Here is an 18,285-nt window from a genome sequence, read left to right as displayed (position 1 = left end):
AGGATTCACCCTATAAATAACTTAACATAGGCATCTATAAAATAAATGTATTTTTGAGGTTGTTATGTCGTTCAGAACGCCCTATAAGGTGTTATGTGTATGTCTTGGAAATATCTGTCGTTCACCCACTGCAGAAGTGGTGCTCAGACATTACTGTGACAGTGGACAACTGAATGTGATTATCGACTCAGCTGGAACAAGTAATTACCATCCAGGCAAAGCGCCTGATTTGCGTAGTCAACAACATGCGCTAAAGCGTGGTTATGATTTATCTAACTTGCGTGCAAGACAATTATTAATATCTGATTTTCTTGATTTTGATTTAATTTTAGCGATGGATTCAGAAAATTATAATAATATTCAACGCTTAAAAAAAACTGCAATGACTGAATATGGAGTGGTAAAAATTCGTGCAGAAGTCGCACTAATGAGTGAACATGACACGATTTACCCAAAACAAGCTGTGCCAGACCCATATTATGGAGATGCAAGTGATTTTGAGCTTGTACTTGATCAGTGTGAGTCGAGCAGTCAAGCATGGGTAGAAGTCTTTCAAAAGGCGAAATCCGAAGTTAAAGGAGTAGTTTGATGAATATTCAATCTCAAATTCAGCTCAAACCTTTTAATACTTTAAGCCTTAATTCAATCGCTTCACATTATGTTGAAATTAATGAAATGGCTGATCTTGAGCTGGCGCTTGCTTATGCAAAAGAACAGCAGTTGAATATTCTGATTCTATCAGGTGGAAGCAATATGTTATTGCCTGAAAAGATTCATGCATTGGTGATGCATATGAATATTCAGGGTATTGATGTATTGGCAGATGATCAAGATACTCAAACGCTTCGTGTTGGTGCAGGGCAAAATTGGCATGATTTTGTACTATGGACAACGACTCAAAAAATCTATGGCTTACAAAATTTAGCCTTAATTCCAGGTTTAGTTGGGGCTGCACCTGTACAAAATATTGGTGCTTATGGCGTAGAGGTTGGTGATTTTATTCAATCGGTTGAAGTGTATGATCGTGTTTTAAATCAAACAGCGAGTATTTTGGCACAAGACTGTAATTTTGCTTATCGTCATAGTATTTTTAAAGATGATCCGAATCGCTATATTATTACTCATGTTGTTTTTAAACTACTCAAGCAGCCAAATTTGAAAATAGATTATGGCGATTTAAAAACAGCAATGCAAAATGATTTAACACCTGAAAATTTGCAACAGCAAGTAATTTATATTCGTCAAAGTAAACTGCCTGATCCGAAAGATTATCCAAATGCAGGAAGTTTCTTTAAAAATCCAGTCATTACACAGCAAGAGTTTGCACCTTTGTTGGATAAGTTTCCCAATATTCCGCACTACCCACAAAAAAATAATCAGGTCAAAGTTGCTGCAGGTTGGTTGATTGATCAAACGGGATGGAAGGGCAAACAGCTTGGTCAGGTGGGTATGTTTGCTCAACAAGCCTTAGTTTTAGTGAATTATGCAAATGCTTCATTGACCGATGTCCAAGAAACGTATTGGGCAGTGCAGCATGACGTGTTGCAGAAATTTACTGTACGACTTGAACCTGAACCCGTAATGTTTAATGATCAGGGCTTAATTCAGCCACATGTGGGTTAATTGAAAACTATGCAGAAACAGCATTGGATGATTCGACTTGTACGTTTTCTCTCGATATTTTTCGTGTTATTCGGCTGTTTCATTGTTTTCCTTTACACGCCATTTTATTCAAATATGATGGTCAAATTGCTCAATGCAATTGTTCCTGTGGAAGTTAATCAGGTTGCAGCAAAAAGTCAACAACAAGCAAGCCTTTCAACCGATGAAACTTTAGAGCCAGGTTCTAGACTTTGGGTTGCACGTCAGGTCTATTTAAAATTGGTTGAAACAGCATTAAAAAGTAAAGATCCACAAGATTTAAGTGTGCTGCAGGCACGATATCAGCAATTGCAAAATGAAATTCGTCAGGACAGTGAAAAAAAACAAGCTGAAGAAAAAGATAAAAAAGAGCAAATATCCATTCCGCTCATTATACCGCTTCTAGAGCAAGCGTCATCAGAGGCGAGCGCTGTTCAATTGGAACAGCAAAAAGACCCAATTGCTGAGTTGCTTACACTGAATAATGCCGATAATAAAGCTCTGATGGAGGAATATGAGCAATATTTAACATCACATGACGTTAAAATTGAAACTGAAGCTGAACAAGAAGCAGTGAATCAGCAAGTCAATCAAGATATTGCTTATTTAAATACTCAAAATAATGAGACGCAAAAAGGTTCGGAAGACAATAATGTAGCAAATCGACCTTATGCCATTGTGATTTTAGGTGGAGGTTTAACCCTTGCCGATAATCAGAAAGATATCGTGATTAATAAATATACCCGCTTAAGATTGGAAACCACATTAGCCTTGGAAAAACAATTTAGTTTACCTATTGTACTGAGTGGTGTAGAAGCACCCTATATGCAACGTTGGCTTGAACAACGTGGTATAAAAGCAAAATTACTTGAAAATCGTAGTATGAATACCTGTGAAAATACCCGTTTTAGCTCATTATTATTACAAAAAAAAGGGGGTGCACCGACTGTGTTATTAATTACAGATCGTTATCATATGCCAAGAACACGACGCTTATTTGCCTTAAATGGAATTGCCACTATTCCTGTGGAAGCACCGATGCCAACGACATTAACCCAATGGCAACCGGCTAAACAAAACTATGATCATAGTCGCCGTGCTAATTATGAATTGTTGGCGACCATTCGAGATATGTTATTTGGTTCAAGTGGCTGTAGGGAGGTTCCATAAATGTCAGATATGCCATTTTTAAATCCAACTGTGCTTAAACAGCTTGATTTACCCGTACCAAGTCGTGACGAAACACCTCATTTACTTGAAGCATTAAATTTAAACCGTTCTTATCATCCATCACGTGAATTACAGGCATATAGCCGCTTATATGGTTTTGATCAGTTAGAATGCGATTATTGGCAAGGCTATATTCAAATGCCGCTATTTAAATTGCATGTTCAGGTTTTTAAGCCACAGATTGAGAATGTTAAAGGTACAGTATGTTTATTGCATGGTTATTTAGAGCATAGCGGTATTTATCAACCGATTATTCGTGAGTTGTTAGAACAAGGTTTTAGTGTTCTAACCTATGATTTGCCAGGGCATGGATTAAGTGATGGTTCACCTGCCAATATTAAAAATTTTGATCATTATCAAGATGTTTTACATGCAGTATATCAGTATGTAAAAAGTGCAGATCAATTACCTAAACCTTGGTTGGGCATTGGGCAAAGTACTGGTGGTGCAATTTGGATGCACCATTTACTTGAGTATGCTCAGCGCCGTGAAAACCCGATTGTGCAACGTGTTTTATTGTTATCACCTTTGATTCGTCCTGCGAAGTCAGCATGGTGGCATAACTCGATTGGCTTAGGTATTATCCGCCGTATTAAACGTGAAGTACCTCGTCATTTCCGCCGTAATAATCATAATCCTGAGTTTTTGCGTTTTGTGCGCTTAAAAGATCCTCTACAACCACGAATGATGGGTATGGATTGGATTTTAGCAATGTCAAAATGGATGCAAGAAATGGAAGCTCGACCCGCATGTCGAATTCCAGTTTGGCTTGCACAAGGTGCACAAGATCAAACCGTAGATTGGCGCTATAATATTGAATTTATTCGTCGTAAATTCCGTTTACAAACACTTCTAATGCTTGAAGAGGGTTCTCATCAACTCATTAATGAGAGGGCAAGTATTCGGGCTGCATTAACAGGGTTGATTCCTGCTTTTTTACACGCGCATTCAACAGCTGAAATTTATTAATTTATGTTTACTAAATTATTTGTATAAACCTGACTATTATTCGCATTAAATGAGTTTAAGAGTAATGACATAACTTTATGACTTTAACTTTTGGTTTCTAGATGTGTGTGTATTATGCTCAATAACATGATGTTGAAAGTGTGGATCGATATAAAAGAAGTAAATACTCATTGCTGAAATGGTCCAAAATACACCACTCCAAACTAATGAAAGACCTTGTTGTGCAAAAGTTTCATTGTTTAGATAAATACGTGCAATATACATCAGCGCCCATAAGAGACTCATATAGCATGTCGTTGCAATATAGGGATGTGCTGGTGCGAGGCGTAACATCGAAAATGGTACAATAATGAAGCTTAGGCATTGAAAGACCACAGCGGTGATGCTTAACCAAGAATTGGTAGAATAAGAAATATTCACCAAACTAAAAAAAGTATTGATAATGAGCAGTAAAATCAATGGAAAGATTAAAAAATTTCTCCAACTTTTCATATTCACACCCTTATTTAAGCTTGGCTTAATTATAATCAATATAGTTTTGAACTTAGGGTTAAATTATGTATATAAATCGGAATGGGTGGGTTTGGGTTAAAAATGACGATAAATGATGAATATGTGACAATTTTTGTAAGGTTTGAGAGCGGTAAGACCAAGAAAAGTCACTTAGAATATGTAAAGAAAGAATAATAGAAATACTTTTATGTATTTAAGTTTTATAAAAATTGTTAAATATGTTTAAAGTAAAAAATATCATATAGTTGCTATAAATTTTTTATTTGAAGATGAATAGGTATATGTAGTCAGCATAGTTTTAATTAAAAGTGCAAAATGAAGTATAGTAGTCGAAAAAAATAGCCTGACAGGCAGGCTATTTGTGTTTTAATCCATTGAAGTTAAAATATTTATTTTAAAAAGCGTTGGTAGCCCAAGTTGTTGGTAATTTCCTCATAAGGATAAGTAATACTTTCCAATGTTTCAATTAAACCATCAGGATTTTGCTGCGCATCTTCGGCTTCCAAACCCACTAAAACACGACCTTCAGCTGCACCATGATTACGATAATGGAACAAAGTAATATTATGTGTAGGACCAAGACGTTCTAAAAACGTCAGTAATGCACCCGGACGTTCAGGGAACTCTACACGGAATAAACGTTCATTTTCAATATCTGCATGTCCGCCAACTAAGTAGCGAATATGGAGTTTTGCCACTTCATCATCAGACAAATCATCAATATCATAATTGGTGTTGAGTAAGTCGTAGATATCTTGACGTTCTTTGTCACCAGCTTTTAAGCTAATGCCCACAAAAACTTGTGCAGCACTTGAGCTACTTGCACGGTAGTTGAACTCTGTAATGTTACGACCTTGCAAAGCACGACAGAAGTTAAGGAATGAGCCTTTTTCTTCAGGAATGGTCACAGCAAAAATGGCTTCTTTACGCTCTCCCAACTCTGTACGTTCGGCAATATAACGCAAACGATCAAAGTTCATGTTTGCACCACAGACAATGGAGACCATATTTTTATTTTCTACGCCATGTTCGGCAACGTATTTTTTAATCCCTGCCAAAGCCATTGCACCAGATGGTTCGACAATACTACGGCATTCATCATATGTATCTTTAATGGCAGCACAGATTTCATCGGTATTCACAAGGATGACATCACGCTCAACGATCGGACCTGAATTATCCGATTTTTGCAGTTGAATCACTTCAAATGGTTTCTCACCAATTTGAGCAACGGCAGTACCATCGGCAAATAAGCCCACTGAAGGTAAAATCACACGCTTATTGGCTTCAAATGCAGCTTTTAAACACGCTGATTCATCATATTCCACAGGAATAACTTTGACATGCGGTGCAACATCACCCAAATAAGCGGCAACACCTGCGATTAAACCGCCACCGCCGACTGCAACGAATACATATTCGACATCACGCCATTGGCGTAAAATTTCATTGGCAATGGTGCCTTGTCCAGCCATGACCAATTCATCATCATAAGGTGGGATGAAGGTCATACCTTCATCAGCAGCACGTTGAATGGCATATTTATTCGCAACATCAAAAGAATCGCCATGTAATACAACCTGACCACCTAAACGTTTCACCGCTTGTACTTTAATATCAGGCGTGGTTTTTGGCATGACAATAATTGCAGTAATACCTAGCTTTTGACCCGATAGTGCTACACCTTGTGCATGATTGCCTGCAGAAGCGGTAATTACGCCACGTTCAAGCTGAGATTTTGTTAATTGACTTATACGATTATATGCCCCACGTAACTTGAAAGAGAAGACCGGCTGTAAGTCTTCACGTTTGAAGCGGATATTATTATTGAGCTTCTCACTAATTCGTGGCGCTGCTTCGAGTGGAGTTTCGATTGCAACGTCGTAGACCGTTGCCTGTAATATTTGTCGAACCAAACGAGACAGCATGTTAATTTTCCATCTAACAGTTTAAAATGAGCGCTCATTGTAACAAACCCCTGTACATTTGCGTTTTAAAATTATGCAAAATGTGCAAAGAATCTGAAAATTTATAGAGAGATGTCATGAGCCTTTATGCTACCCAGGACGAGAAAAAACAAGCTGCAGCCCAAGCCGCTTTAAAACACTTACCAAAAGGGGGGATTTTAGGCGTAGGTACAGGCAGTACTGTGAATTTCCTCATTGAACTTTTGCCTGAATTACAACTTGAAGCAGCCGTTGCGAGTTCTGAAGCAACAGCACAACGCTTGAAAAAACTGGGTATTGAAGTAGTCGATATGAACTATGTTGGCGGTTTAGATGCTTATGTGGATGGTGCAGATGAAATTGATCGTCATATGCATATGATCAAGGGTGGTGGTGCTGCATTGACGCGTGAAAAAATTGTAGCTTCTATTGCGAAAAAATTTGTATGTATCGTAGATGATTCAAAATGGGTCGATCAGTTGGGTCGTGATTTCCCGCTCCCAGTTGAAGTTATTCCAATGGCACGTTCTGCTGTTGCACGTAAAATCGTTTCTCTAGGTGGTGATCCTGTTTACCGTGAAGGTGTTGTGACAGATAATGGTAATGTGATTTTAGATGTCTTTAATTTAAATATTTTAAATGCATTAGAGTTAGAAAAAACACTGAATAACATTCCAGGTGTTGTATGTAATGGTATTTTTGCAATCAATAAAGCAGATATTGCCGTTGTTGCGACCGATAATGGTATTGAAGAGCGCACAGCGGTTTAATTTATTGATTCAATAATATTTTTGAAAATTTAAATGAATATTTATCTTCATTTAAATTCGTATTGAAAGTTCCTTCTCCCTTGAGAGAAAGCTAGGATGAGGGGGTAAAAGAAAACCTTTCTCTAGCCCTCTCCTAAAAGGAGGGGGAACTCTAAATCTGATTATAAATCTATAGAATAAAATGACGCCAAACTTACCCGAAATTCAAATTAGCCATCATGCACGAGCGACTCGTTTACGCTTACGTGTTGAACCCACTCAAATTCGTTTAACTGTACCGAAATTTTGTACAAAACGACAGATTAATGATTTTTTACAACAGTCTGAACAGTGGATGATTGAAACATGGCAGAAACAACAAGAAAAATCAGGGCAAGTTGATAAGGTATTACCAATAGAATTAAAGCTTTTTAATTTAGAGCAACCTTTAAAAGTCACTTATCAAACACAAAAAAAATCTTATATTCTTAATGAGAAAGATCATCAATTATTAATCAGTGATCGTGAGCCTGCGCTTTATTTAAAAGCCTTTGTGATTGCATATGCCAAGCATTATTTACCCATCTATTTACAGCAAGTTAGTTCGGAAATTGGTTTAAATTTTGCTGAATGTGCTATTCGACAGCCTAAGACTCGTTGGGGCAGTTGTACATCTAAACATGATATTATGCTCAATAGTGCGTTGGTTTTGTGTGATGTCGCAATGGCACGTTATGTCTGTGTGCATGAGTTAGCACATACACAGCATTTTGATCATAGTTCTGTGTTTTGGGCAGAAGTTGAAAAGCATGATGCAAATTATAAACATCATCGGAAAATTTTAAAAAGTAGTGTAATGCCATGGTGGTGGGCATAAGAGAGTATGTGAATTTTTAATTTAAGTTAAAATCTGTATAACCATAAGATATAACGGTCATATCTAAATAAAATATCGAGTTTTAAATTTCTTATTGATAGGGTTGGATTTATAAGTGAAATGGAATGCGTTAGTCCCTGAATTAATCGTAACTGATCTAGAGAAAAGTTATTATTTTTGGGTGAATATTCTTGGATTTTCGGTAAAGTATCAACGGACTGAAGAAAAATTCATGTATTTAGAGCTCAATGGTGCGCAGTTCATGTTAGAAGAGCTTCAGGACGACCAATGGGTAACAGGAGAATTGAATTATCCATTGGGAAGAGGGATAAATTTTCAATTAGAAGTTAAACAACTTGATGATATTTTAAATCGCTTACACAAAGCTCAGTGGTCAATATTTTCAGGATTGGAGGAGCGTTGGTATCGTGCGGAAAATGTAGAGCATGGGCAAAAACAATTTTTAGTTCAAGATCCTGACGGTTATTTATTGAGAATTATTGCAGTCATTGGAGATAGAGCAATATCTTAAATTTTAAAATTAAATCTTTATATGTACGAGTTTTAATTACTCTAAGTTTTGATAGTTTATTGTAAAATATTGATAAATCTTTATGACGTTCAAATAAGAGATGGAATTTATTAATTTAGGCATGATTTAACCATTCCTGAATTAATTTCACTACTTCGTTAGGCTGTTTAATCCAAACAGCATGCTGATTACCTTTGAGTTCTCGGGTTAAATCTAAAGTTTCAATTTGAGGATGTTTAAAATAACAACTTAAACCGAGCATTGAACGCATTGGGGCAAAATCATCACCCAGTAAAGAGATAAATAAAGCATCATTTTTAACAATATTTTCAAGTCCAATGATGTGCCTGTAATGACCTGTAAAAACCACTTTTGACCAATCTCGCATGAGTGACTTTGTTTCACGGTTTCCAAAAGAAATTTTATAACCTGCAAAATAACCATCTTTTAGAATCATGGTATTAATCACAGTCACCGCTTTTAAAATATTAAACTTGCCTTTTAAGTCCCAATTTTTGAAACCAATATTCCCAGTTGCTATACCAATCACTTTATTATCATGATTCTGTGTGTATAAAGTTGCTAAATGTCCACCTAAACTATGACCGAATAGGATTGGTTTTTGGCGTGTTGTTTCTAAAGCAAGTTTTTCAAGTTGAGGGATGAAATTATTTAATAAATCGGCATAACCAAAATCAATATCGGCAGATACAAGAGGTAAATTTCTTCCACAGTTGGGATAATCTGCAACCACGACATTTAAATTATTTTGAGAAAGTGTGGAAATTAACTTTTCATATTTACTCATTGCAATACCTAGTGCAGGAAGTAAAATAATCGTATGTTTATTCTCTGAATGTGAGTGAATATCTACCAGAATTGGATATTGATTAAAATGAATTGTTTTGTGGGTAAGTGCCATATTTTTCATTATTTACTCCTGAAAAATGTTCATTTCAATCATTATCGGTAGTCCTAATTTATTCATTAGGGCTGTCCGAGATTGAGGATTTCTTTTGGCTTCGGTCTTTAATCGTTGTTTGAATTGAGTATTAAATTGATAACGTGGATATAAACCTAAAACGTCCTCTCTAAACGTGCTTGAAAATAAAGCCAAGTCTGTTCCAATCACGTCACACGAAGTTGCTTTTTGTAGTAATAAAACTTCTTTCGATATACTTTGATTATTCTCATCCAAATAGCCATTCATATGTAGGCAAATAGCATTGGAAATATTCTCCGTTTTTTCTCGAGGATAATGGTGCTTTACACATAAAATTTCAGATCGTAGCGAACTTTCAAAAGTAAAGCATTGGCAAGTGTAGTGTGTAAGGTGGTCAACCAAACCTAAGTCGTGCATTAAACTGGAAATCAGTAAACTTTCTTCATCAAATTGCCATTGTTTATTTTGAGCGATAGCAACACCCCAAATATAACTACGCCATGAATGATTGATTATGGCTTGATTACCAGTATTTTCTAATTCGGCAATAGCTTCTTTAACAATGGGTGTATCAGGAATTTGAATATCAGCGAGTTGAAACGTATTTTTAGTGGATGGCTTTTCAATAAATGTTTTAGTGTAATTTAACGTCGCAGGCACTAAAACCTGTTTAATTAGTTGGATTTTTTCTTTAAAACTTAATGTTCCATGACTTATATTCATCCATTCCCGAGATCCAATCATCTATTTATTATCCTGACTAATAAAATTAGAGTAATTACTCTAATTTATAGTGTGTAGATATTTTGTCAATAAGAAGTTTAGTCTTGGAATTCTATAAAATGGCAATCATATAAGTTAAAAATGAACAAAAAAGATTGAATTCATCAAAACTGTTTAGAAAAATACAACTTCCTGTCATACTACATAGTTGAAAAATGGATACTTTGCATTAGAGGTTAAAATCGTGATTTCAGTTGGTATTGTTGGCGGAACGGGTTATACAGGCGTTGAATTGTTGCGTCTATTACTACGACATCCAAATGTACAGGTAACTGTACTGACATCACGTACTGAAGACGGTCGCCGTGTTGATGATATGTTCCCTAACTTGCGTGGACATACAGACCTCAAATATTCAGATCTAAATATCGATGAACTAAAAAAATGTGATGTTGTATTCTTTGCAACCCCACATGGTGTGGCGATGAAACATGCAGAAAAGCTTTTGGCTGCAAATACTAAAGTGATCGATTTAGCTGCAGATTTCCGTTTACAAGATTTAGAACAGTTTGAAAAATGGTATGGCATGCAACATGCTTGCCCAAATATTTTAAAAGATTCAGCTTATGGTTTGTCTGAGCTGAATCGTGAAAAAATTAAAAATGCTAAAGTGATTGGTAATCCAGGTTGCTATCCAACCACTGTGCAATTGGGTCTTGCGCCATTATTTAAACACGTTGAAACATTGGTTAAACCAGAAAGCATTATTATTGATGCAAAATCAGGTGTTTCAGGTGCAGGGCGTAAAGCAAGTTTGGGTATGATCTATTCTGAAAATGCAGATAATTTTAAAGCCTATGGTGTGGCAGGACATCGCCATCATCCTGAAATTGTGGAAGCTTTAGAAAATATTTCAGGTTTAAAAAATGTATTTGATCATATTTTATTTGTGCCGCATTTAGTGCCGATGATACGTGGTATGTTAAGTACAATTTATATCGATTTGACTGATGCAGGCGAAGCAGCAGATTTACAAAGTTTGTATGAGCAATTCTATGCCAATGAAACTTTTGTAGATGTGATGCCAGCAGGTAGTTCACCTGAAACACGTTCGGTACGTGGTGCGAATCAGTTACGTATTGCATTGCATAAACCGCAACCTAAACGCTTAGTGATATTGTCAGTACAAGATAACCTTGTGAAAGGTGCGGCAGGTCAAGCTGTGCAAAATATGAATTTAATGTTTGGTTTTGCGGAAGATGCTGGTTTGCAAGGCATCGGATTATTACCATAAAAAACGCTTTAAAACTTCACACACATTTAACTTTAGCGTTAAATGTGTGTTTTGACGCTATCAATATTCAGAGATGACGATGCAGAACACAGAAACCAAAACAACGTCGCAACCTAAAAAATCATTTATGAAAGGTAATATGCCGATCATGATCGGCGGCGTTGTATTATGTGCAGGCAGTATCCTACTTGGCTACACAGTTGGACATCGCCAAGGTTTATCGGTTGTTGGTTTTGATGCAGACGCAGAACAGTTGGTTGAAGTGGTCAAGCAACAGAAAATTACACTCGATACATTAAACAAGAATCTCAATTTGGCTGTGCAAGAACGTGATGTTGCTGTAGACAGTTCAAATGATCTTGTAAAAGCTTTAGAGCTCAGTAAATCTGAAAAAACGCAGGTCGATGGTATGAGCGGGATTTACCGTGAAGTACTACGTCAGCGTGGTGGTGTAAGTTTGACTGTACAAAATTTGGCAGTTAAAGCATTACCTGAAAATGCTTTTGAATATCAACTTGATTTGATGCAAGTCAGCCCATCACGTCGCCGTACATCAGGAAACGCTGAAATACGCCTAATTAATGGGACTGAAGTTCTTGTTGTTCCAATGGAAGTTAGTAACTTTAATTTTGAAAATTTTGAACGCCTAACAGGGCGTTGGACAATGCCCAAAGGTTTTGCGCCACAATATATTGAAGTTCGTTTAAATGGTGCAACACCTGCAATTAAGCGTTTTAGTTGGCAAAAAGGGAATGCTGTAGATTCATCTGCGGCATTTGCAGCAGAAGTTCCGCAAGCGGAAGCGAATGTTCAATAAGTTTATGAAAATAAAATATATGCATAGTTCTAAATCTCAACCCAACTTACATGATGTCAAAATATCATTCCAACAAACATGTTTGATTGATTGGCATCTTAGCCCTCGTATGGCTGAAAACCCGATAGAACATGAGGGTGATGGTGATTTAGCCGTGCAAACTGCACCACCTGAATTAAAACGTCCACCTTTGTATGCTGTTGTTTTAATGAATGATGATTACACTCCCATGGACTTTGTAATCGAAGTTTTACAACAATACTTCGCATTGAATCTTGACCAAGCGACCGAAGTAATGCTAACAGTACATTATGAAGGAAAAGGTATTGCAGCGATCTACCCGCGAGACATCGCAGAGACGAAGGCAAACCAAGTAAACAACTATGCTCGATCACAAGGACATCCTTTACTCTGTCAGATCGAGCCACAATAATAAGGGGGTCTTATGCTCAGTCGCCAATTAGAAGTTTCTTTACGTTTGGCTGTTAGTATGGCTCGTCAAAAGAGACATGAGTTTTTAACAGTTGAACATTTATTACTTGCTTTACTCGACAATGACGCAGCAGTTAATGCTTTAAAAGCATGTGGCGCAGATATTGTTACTTTACGCAAAGAACTAGAAGAATATGTAGATCAACATACGCCAAAGCTTGGTGAAAATAGCGACCAAGCACCACATCCGACTGAAAGTTTTGACCGTATTTTACAGCGTGCTATTTTTCATGTTCAATCGAGCGGTGGTGATCGTACAGTAGAAGGTGCAGATGTATTGGTTGCAATGTATTCTGAACGTGATTCATTTGCAGTGTATCTACTTAAACGCCATCAAATTAACCGTTTAACATTGACACAATACTTGTCACATGGTGGACGTAAAGAAGAAATTCAGGTTGAAGAAGAATCTGAGGAGCTTGACGGTGAATCAACGTCTTCTGCCAATGCAGGACCACTTGAGCTGTATACCTTAAATTTAAATCTCGAAGCGCAAAAAGGTAAAACCGATCCACTTATTGGTCGTGAAAAAGAAATTGAGCGTGCAGCACAAATTTTGTGCCGTCGCCGTAAAAACAATCCCTTGCTTGTTGGTGATCCTGGTGTGGGCAAAACCTCAATTGCTGAAGGTTTGGCATGGTTAATCGTCAATGGTAAAGCACCGAAACCACTCGCGAATGCTGAAGTATTTAGCTTAGATATTGGCGCTTTAGTTGCAGGGACAAAATATCGTGGTGATTTTGAAAAGCGCTTAAAACAATTGTTGAATGCATTAAAGAAAAAACCTGAAGCAATTTTATTTATTGATGAAATTCACATGATTATTGGTGCGGGCTCAAGTATGGGCAGTACCATGGATGCATCGAATTTGATTAAGCCTGCTTTGGCAAATGGAACTTTGCGCTGTATTGGTTCAACCACATTTCAAGAGTATCGCCAAGTCTTTGAAAAAGATCACGCATTGTCACGTCGCTTCCAAAAAGTGGATGTCAATGAGCCATCTATTTCAGAAACAGTAGATATTTTACGTGGTTTAAAATCACGATTTGAAGAATTTCATCACGTGCAATATGAAGACAGTGCGTTGGTTTCTGCGGTTGAGTTGTCATCTAAGTTTATCAATGATCGTTTCTTGCCAGACAAAGCAATTGATGTGATTGATGAAGCTGGTGCACAGCGTCGTTTAAAAGCAGAGCAAGATAATACGGTCATTACAGTAGAAAATATTGAAGACATTATTTCTAAAATTGCACGTATTCCATCTAAAACAGTGTCGAAAGATGATAAGTCGGTACTTGAATATCTTGAGCGTGATTTAAAACGTGTAGTTTTTGGGCAAGATGAAGCCATTACTGCATTGGCATCTGCAATTAAGCTATCTCGTGCGGGATTGAAAGCACCAGATAAGCCAGTGGGTAGTTTTGTGTTTGCAGGGCCTACAGGTGTTGGTAAAACTGAAGTTACGAAGCAATTGGCGAAAATTTTAGGTGTGGAGCTTGTACGTTTCGATATGTCAGAGTACATGGAGCGTCATGCTGTTTCTCGCTTGATTGGTGCGCCTCCAGGTTATGTTGGTTATGATCAAGGTGGTTTGTTGACTGATGCAATCCATAAAAATCCACACTGTGTTTTGTTACTTGATGAAATTGAGAAAGCGCATCCAGATGTGTTTAATCTATTGCTTCAAGTCATGGATCATGGCGCGTTAACTGATAACAATGGTCGTAAATCGGATTTCCGTAACGTGATTATTGTTCTAACGACCAATATTGGTGCAGAAAGTATATCGCGTACAAGTATTGGCTTTACTGAGCAAGACAACAGTAATGATAATCAAGAAGCAATGAAACGTGCCTTTGCACCAGAGTTCCGTAACCGTTTAGATGGCGTGATTCAATTTAAGTCATTGCCAACGACTGTTATTGATTCTGTAGTTGATAAATTCTTGACTGAACTTCAAGCACAACTTGATGAGAAAAGAGTGGTTCTTGAGGTTGATCAGTCTGCTCGTGATTGGATGGCTGAGCATGGTTATGACCCATTGATGGGAGCACGACCAATGCAACGCTTGATTCAAGAACACTTGAAAAAGCCACTTGCTGAAATGATTTTATTTGGTGAATTGGCTGATCATGGCGGTAATGTTGCGGTTACTGCTAAGAAAGAAGATGGTAAAGTGGTTGGCTTGAATCTTGAAGTATTTGAAGATGAAACGGCTGAACCTGCTTAGAGTTATTTAAAAAGAACAAAAAACCCGTGTTGATCGCGGGTTTTTTGTTGTGAGATTTATATATGAATTTTGGAAGAGTGGCGTAATTGATGGATATACAGATCACCAAAGTAATAACGACATTTTTTTTATTCTTTGTAACAGCCATTGCAGAAATTTTAGGATGTTATTTTCCATATTTGATTTTAAATCAAGGAAAAAGCCAGTGGCTATGGATTCCTACTGTTTTGAGTTTGGCAGTTTTTGTTTGGCTTTTAACTCTGCACCCTACGGCATCGGGGCGTATTTATGCAGCCTATGGTGGAATTTATATTTTTACGGCTTTAATGTGGTTGCGTTTTGTTGATCAAGTGAGTCTGAGTCGTTGGGATTTATTGGGTGGGGCTGTGGTTTTGATTGGAGCTGCAATGATTATTTTGCAACCCCAAGGTTTAATTCGTTAATGTGAAATCAAATTTAGAAAGTACATTGCGTATTTTTAAGATTGATTTGATAGCTTTTTTTCTGTGATGTGAGTGTTATATTGGCAGCATATGGATTTTTACGCTGAAACTCATGATTGAAAATGGAAGAGCAGTTATCGAGTAGACCTTCGGTAAGTAATTGTTTGGTTTTTTCTTGTCCAGTAGATTGTGCAAATTGTGCAAAATCTTCAGATGTAATAAGCCCTTGAATTTCAATGTGATCAGTATGGAGTTGCATTTTTTCAATAATCGTATTTTGATCGACCTGAATAGGGAGAACGCGAGAGTCTTCGTCATTCAGTGCGCTTAAAACATCCTTTAAGTATTGTTTGTTGATAATTTTATATTGAGCATCGATTATATTTTTTTGTTGTAAATATTCATCGACTTCTGATGCAAAAGATGATGTGGTAAGTGAGCTGATTGAAAATATAGAAATGGCTAGAATTGTTTTAAATTTCATAAAAATAATACACATATTAAAATTAAGAGTATGTTTTGATTATAAATAGTATTTTTGACTTTATGGGAATATATTTGTATATAAAAATTTTATTTATTTTATGAAATATTTGGGGGAAATATTATGAAGATACTAATATTTTTGGGTGATGAGAGAATGATAAAAAATATCCATTATATTGATTATCAATAATAATTTTTAAGAGTACTGATCTGTAGGTCGGCTCGGAATTTGATCGATATTATGATTAAACTTAGTAAAATTATAGATTGTATTTTTAGCTTTGGTCATGATATTTAGTTATTAAAAAGGCCTTGATTAACAAAGCCTTTTTAATAACTGATTAAAAAATATTAATATTTTTTGAGATTTTCATTGATTAAAAATTCAACCAATGCTTTTTGAGCATGTAAACGGTTTTCAGCTTCATCCCAAACGACTGAGTTTTTATGATCAAGTAAACTCATTGAAATTTCTTCACCACGATGTGCAGGTAAGCAGTGCATAAATAAACAATCTGCATGTGCTAAATCCATTAATTTTTCATTCACTTGATAATCAGCAAATGCTTTTTCGCGAATTTTTTGCTCTTCTTCTTGCCCCATGCTTGCCCAAACGTCAGTCACGATTAAATCAGCATTTACGGCAGCATCTTCTGCTGAATCAACCAATTCTACACAGTGTGCAAATTCAGATAGAAATTCAGGTTTTGGTTCATAGCCTTTTGGTGATGCAATTTTAAGATTGAAGCCCCACATGTGTGCTGCTTCAATATATGAATTACACATATTGTTGCCATCGCCAATCCAAGCCACTGTTTTGCCTTCAATTGAGCCACGGTGTTCAACAAAAGTTTGTACATCTGCAAGGAGTTGGCAAGGGTGATGATCATCAGTTAATGCATTGATGACAGGGACGCTTGAGTATTCTGCAAAACGTTCAACAATATCATGACCAAAAGTACGAATCATTACGACATCAAGCATGCTTGAAATGACACGAGCAGAATCTTCAATTGGCTCGCCACGCCCTAATTGAGTATCGCGCGAAGATAGAAAAATTGCGCTACCACCAAACTGAGTCATTCCTGCTTCAAATGAAACGCGAGTACGAGTGCTTGATTTTTCAAAAATCATTCCCATGACTTTGCCAACGAAAGGTTGGAACACTTCATTGTTGTGTTGTTTACGTTTTAATTCCTGCGCACGTTCAATAATGCGATTTAACTCAGCGGTAGAAAGATCACGTAAAGTTAGAAAATGTCGTAGAGTCATGGTTACTCCACAATAATTGCTCAGTCAATAAACAAATTGACTCACAATTCATTGTTGGTTGATGAGATAAAAAAGATAGGGAATGGTCTAATATACTATAAGTCAAATGAAATGCAAAAAAACTAGTGCTTTTGATGAGCATCTAGAAAGCGATCGACACAATATTGAATGTAATTGCTTATTTCTTGTTCTGTTTTTTCAATAGGGGTGTTCATGATGATATGCCATTCCAGATCACGAATAATACCAAAGTAAAGTTGTGCAGAATATTCAGGTTGTGTGCAATGAATTAACTTATTTTGATGTGCTCTGGTTAAGGCATTTTCAATAGCTTTTTGAATATGGCGAGGTCCTTGCTCCATAATATAACGAGCAAGTTCAGGACTACGTTGAGCTTGTTCAACAATAAGGCGTAAAAAGGCAGCATTTTCGGGCTGAATAAGATGTTGGTAAAAATTCTTAAGCGTTTGAATGAGATAGTGACGTAATTGATCTTGTTGGCAATCAAACTGGTTGCAAATGTCTTTAAAAAAGATTTCACATCGATAATCACAAATGGCCGTAAATAAACCATCTTTACTGCCAAAATACTTATAAATACTGGCTTTAGAACCTCCAGCATGATGAACAATATCATCAAGTGAGACTGCATCATAACCACGCTCAAGAAATAGCTGATTTGCGCTAAGTAAAAGGGCAATACGACGCTCATGACCTCTCTTTGTCTGTGGAGTGTCACAAGCTGATGCTTCAAACTGATCCGAATGCTTATTCATAAATGAGGGGTATTTAGCGTCAATAATAATTGGGTGACAGTGATTATAGCAAATTGCAATAGAAAATTCCGTTTAGAAAAGAATTGCAAAGGATGCATTTTTTTTGTACAAAGGGTCTAAAAAATGAATTGATATTCATTTTTCTTGGACTAAAGTTTTAGAGTATTTTGCCTAAAGGGTCATAGCGTTGACGAAAAACTTACGGATATACTCGAAGCTCGATAAATATAGTAATTACTGTGGAAAGGGATATGACAGAACAAACATCTGCAGGCTTAAGATTTAGACAAGCACTGGAAGTAGAAAAACCATTACAAATCATTGGAACGGTCAATGCTTATGCAGCCATGAT

At 36.7% G+C, this 18,285-nt stretch carries 19 protein-coding genes and 1 pseudogene; 13 read left to right on the top strand and 7 right to left on the bottom strand.

Annotated features, from left to right (window positions below):
- The first annotated feature begins 64 nt into the window (after positions 1-64).
- Genes ACK1JC_RS08760 through ACK1JC_RS08745 form a run of 4 tightly spaced genes read left to right on the top strand, consistent with a single transcriptional unit; the run spans position 65 to position 3,840 of the window.
- A complete protein-coding gene (locus ACK1JC_RS08760) occupies positions 65-589 on the top strand; it encodes a low molecular weight protein-tyrosine-phosphatase (RefSeq protein ID WP_409511488.1) in 525 nt (174 codons plus the stop codon).
- A complete protein-coding gene (gene murB / locus ACK1JC_RS08755; protein WP_409511487.1) occupies positions 589-1,623 on the top strand; it encodes a UDP-N-acetylmuramate dehydrogenase in 1,035 nt (344 codons plus the stop codon). The genes ACK1JC_RS08760 and murB overlap by 1 nt, the downstream gene beginning before the upstream one ends.
- Positions 1,624-1,632: 9 nt before the next feature.
- Positions 1,633-2,811 carry a YdcF family protein gene (locus ACK1JC_RS08750; RefSeq protein ID WP_409511486.1) on the top strand — a complete coding sequence of 393 codons (1,179 nt, stop codon included), beginning with the start codon at positions 1,633-1,635 and terminating at the stop codon, positions 2,809-2,811.
- Positions 2,812-3,840, top strand: a complete 1,029-nt coding sequence (locus ACK1JC_RS08745; RefSeq protein ID WP_409511485.1) for an alpha/beta hydrolase — start codon at positions 2,812-2,814, stop codon at positions 3,838-3,840.
- A 75-nt stretch (positions 3,841-3,915) separates the two neighbouring features.
- Here ACK1JC_RS08745 and ACK1JC_RS08740 read toward each other — a convergent pair whose 3' ends face one another.
- Positions 3,916-4,332, bottom strand: a complete 417-nt coding sequence (locus ACK1JC_RS08740) for a hypothetical protein (RefSeq protein WP_409511484.1) — start codon at positions 4,330-4,332, stop codon at positions 3,916-3,918.
- A 410-nt stretch (positions 4,333-4,742) separates the two neighbouring features.
- Positions 4,743-6,281 carry a threonine ammonia-lyase, biosynthetic gene (gene ilvA / locus ACK1JC_RS08735; RefSeq protein ID WP_409511483.1) on the bottom strand — a complete coding sequence of 513 codons (1,539 nt, stop codon included), beginning with the start codon at positions 6,279-6,281 and terminating at the stop codon, positions 4,743-4,745.
- Between the two features lie 116 nt (positions 6,282-6,397).
- On the opposite strand from ilvA, the gene rpiA reads away from it, so the two are divergent.
- The 3 genes from rpiA to ACK1JC_RS08720 all read left to right on the top strand — a co-directional run bounded on the left by rpiA (position 6,398) and on the right by ACK1JC_RS08720 (position 8,457).
- The gene (gene rpiA, locus ACK1JC_RS08730; protein ID WP_409511482.1) at positions 6,398-7,069 is read left to right on the top strand and encodes a ribose-5-phosphate isomerase RpiA; all 672 of its coding nucleotides are present in this window, start codon (positions 6,398-6,400) and stop codon (positions 7,067-7,069) included.
- Positions 7,070-7,250: 181 nt separating this feature from the next.
- Positions 7,251-7,925: a SprT family zinc-dependent metalloprotease gene (locus ACK1JC_RS08725; RefSeq protein WP_409511481.1), complete on the top strand. Its 675-nt coding sequence runs from the start codon at positions 7,251-7,253 to the stop codon at positions 7,923-7,925.
- A 115-nt stretch (positions 7,926-8,040) separates the two neighbouring features.
- Entirely contained in the window at positions 8,041-8,457 is a 417-nt protein-coding gene (locus ACK1JC_RS08720; RefSeq protein ID WP_409511480.1) for a bleomycin resistance protein, read from the top strand.
- A 115-nt stretch (positions 8,458-8,572) separates the two neighbouring features.
- Here ACK1JC_RS08720 and ACK1JC_RS08715 read toward each other — a convergent pair whose 3' ends face one another.
- Positions 8,573-9,388, bottom strand: a complete 816-nt coding sequence (locus ACK1JC_RS08715) for an alpha/beta fold hydrolase (RefSeq protein WP_409511479.1) — start codon at positions 9,386-9,388, stop codon at positions 8,573-8,575.
- 3 nt (positions 9,389-9,391) lie between these two features.
- On the bottom strand, positions 9,392-10,144 hold the full coding sequence (locus ACK1JC_RS08710; RefSeq protein WP_409511478.1) for a hypothetical protein: 753 nt from the start codon (positions 10,142-10,144) through the stop codon (positions 9,392-9,394).
- Between the two features lie 223 nt (positions 10,145-10,367).
- Here ACK1JC_RS08710 and argC point away from each other — a divergent pair, with 223 nt between their 5' ends.
- The 5 genes from argC to ACK1JC_RS08685 all read left to right on the top strand — a co-directional run bounded on the left by argC (position 10,368) and on the right by ACK1JC_RS08685 (position 15,399).
- A complete protein-coding gene (gene argC / locus ACK1JC_RS08705; RefSeq protein WP_409511477.1) occupies positions 10,368-11,417 on the top strand; it encodes an N-acetyl-gamma-glutamyl-phosphate reductase in 1,050 nt (349 codons plus the stop codon).
- A gap of 79 nt (positions 11,418-11,496) precedes the next feature.
- Positions 11,497-12,234: a DUF6776 family protein gene (locus tag ACK1JC_RS08700; protein WP_409511476.1), complete on the top strand. Its 738-nt coding sequence runs from the start codon at positions 11,497-11,499 to the stop codon at positions 12,232-12,234.
- 19 nt (positions 12,235-12,253) lie between these two features.
- The gene (gene clpS, locus ACK1JC_RS08695) at positions 12,254-12,667 is read left to right on the top strand and encodes an ATP-dependent Clp protease adapter ClpS (RefSeq protein WP_409511475.1); all 414 of its coding nucleotides are present in this window, start codon (positions 12,254-12,256) and stop codon (positions 12,665-12,667) included.
- Positions 12,668-12,679: 12 nt separating this feature from the next.
- A complete protein-coding gene (gene clpA, locus ACK1JC_RS08690) occupies positions 12,680-14,956 on the top strand; it encodes an ATP-dependent Clp protease ATP-binding subunit ClpA (RefSeq protein WP_409511474.1) in 2,277 nt (758 codons plus the stop codon).
- 89 nt (positions 14,957-15,045) lie between these two features.
- The gene (locus tag ACK1JC_RS08685; protein ID WP_409511473.1) at positions 15,046-15,399 is read left to right on the top strand and encodes a YnfA family protein; all 354 of its coding nucleotides are present in this window, start codon (positions 15,046-15,048) and stop codon (positions 15,397-15,399) included.
- A gap of 13 nt (positions 15,400-15,412) precedes the next feature.
- Here the strand turns inward: ACK1JC_RS08685 and ACK1JC_RS08680 are convergent, their stop codons facing one another.
- From ACK1JC_RS08680 to ACK1JC_RS08670, 3 genes are all read right to left on the bottom strand, one after another.
- Complete coding sequence (locus ACK1JC_RS08680; RefSeq protein ID WP_409511472.1) at positions 15,413-15,883, bottom strand: hypothetical protein; 471 nt, start codon at positions 15,881-15,883, stop codon at positions 15,413-15,415.
- A gap of 353 nt (positions 15,884-16,236) precedes the next feature.
- Positions 16,237-17,157, bottom strand: coding sequence for an ornithine carbamoyltransferase (gene argF / locus ACK1JC_RS08675; protein WP_409511471.1), 921 nt, complete (start codon positions 17,155-17,157; stop codon positions 16,237-16,239).
- A gap of 122 nt (positions 17,158-17,279) precedes the next feature.
- Complete coding sequence (locus tag ACK1JC_RS08670) at positions 17,280-17,933, bottom strand: TetR/AcrR family transcriptional regulator (protein ID WP_409511470.1); 654 nt, start codon at positions 17,931-17,933, stop codon at positions 17,280-17,282.
- 239 nt (positions 17,934-18,172) lie between these two features.
- On the opposite strand from ACK1JC_RS08670, the pseudogene prpB reads away from it, so the two are divergent.
- Positions 18,173-18,285, top strand: a pseudogene (gene prpB, locus ACK1JC_RS08665) (methylisocitrate lyase); the annotation flags it as partial.

This window comes from Acinetobacter sp. TY2, from assembly GCF_046269225.1.
Lineage (GTDB): Bacteria > Pseudomonadota > Gammaproteobacteria > Pseudomonadales > Moraxellaceae > Acinetobacter.
The sequence above is the reverse complement of the archived record's forward strand: the minus strand, read 5'-3'. Positions and strand labels throughout refer to the sequence as shown.

Bases quoted from the DNA above. Each gene is read 5' to 3' on its own strand.
- ACK1JC_RS08710 (WP_409511478.1), bottom strand. From the start codon at position 10,144: ATGATTGGATCTCGGGAATGGATGAATATAAGTCATGGAACATTAAGT.
- ACK1JC_RS08700 (WP_409511476.1), top strand. From the start codon at position 11,497: ATGCAGAACACAGAAACCAAAACAACGTCGCAACCTAAAAAATCATTT.
- ACK1JC_RS08750 (WP_409511486.1), top strand. From the start codon at position 1,633: ATGCAGAAACAGCATTGGATGATTCGACTTGTACGTTTTCTCTCGATA.
- ACK1JC_RS08715 (WP_409511479.1), bottom strand. From the start codon at position 9,388: ATGAAAAATATGGCACTTACCCACAAAACAATTCATTTTAATCAATAT.
- ACK1JC_RS08740 (WP_409511484.1), bottom strand. From the start codon at position 4,332: ATGAAAAGTTGGAGAAATTTTTTAATCTTTCCATTGATTTTACTGCTC.
- murB (WP_409511487.1), top strand. From the start codon at position 589: ATGAATATTCAATCTCAAATTCAGCTCAAACCTTTTAATACTTTAAGC.
- rpiA (WP_409511482.1), top strand. From the start codon at position 6,398: ATGAGCCTTTATGCTACCCAGGACGAGAAAAAACAAGCTGCAGCCCAA.
- ACK1JC_RS08745 (WP_409511485.1), top strand. From the start codon at position 2,812: ATGTCAGATATGCCATTTTTAAATCCAACTGTGCTTAAACAGCTTGAT.
- clpS (WP_409511475.1), top strand. From the start codon at position 12,254: ATGCATAGTTCTAAATCTCAACCCAACTTACATGATGTCAAAATATCA.
- ACK1JC_RS08725 (WP_409511481.1), top strand. From the start codon at position 7,251: ATGACGCCAAACTTACCCGAAATTCAAATTAGCCATCATGCACGAGCG.
- ACK1JC_RS08685 (WP_409511473.1), top strand. From the start codon at position 15,046: ATGGATATACAGATCACCAAAGTAATAACGACATTTTTTTTATTCTTT.
- argF (WP_409511471.1), bottom strand. From the start codon at position 17,157: ATGACTCTACGACATTTTCTAACTTTACGTGATCTTTCTACCGCTGAG.
- ACK1JC_RS08680 (WP_409511472.1), bottom strand. From the start codon at position 15,883: ATGAAATTTAAAACAATTCTAGCCATTTCTATATTTTCAATCAGCTCA.
- ilvA (WP_409511483.1), bottom strand. From the start codon at position 6,281: ATGCTGTCTCGTTTGGTTCGACAAATATTACAGGCAACGGTCTACGAC.
- ACK1JC_RS08760 (WP_409511488.1), top strand. From the start codon at position 65: ATGTCGTTCAGAACGCCCTATAAGGTGTTATGTGTATGTCTTGGAAAT.
- ACK1JC_RS08670 (WP_409511470.1), bottom strand. From the start codon at position 17,933: ATGAATAAGCATTCGGATCAGTTTGAAGCATCAGCTTGTGACACTCCA.
- clpA (WP_409511474.1), top strand. From the start codon at position 12,680: ATGCTCAGTCGCCAATTAGAAGTTTCTTTACGTTTGGCTGTTAGTATG.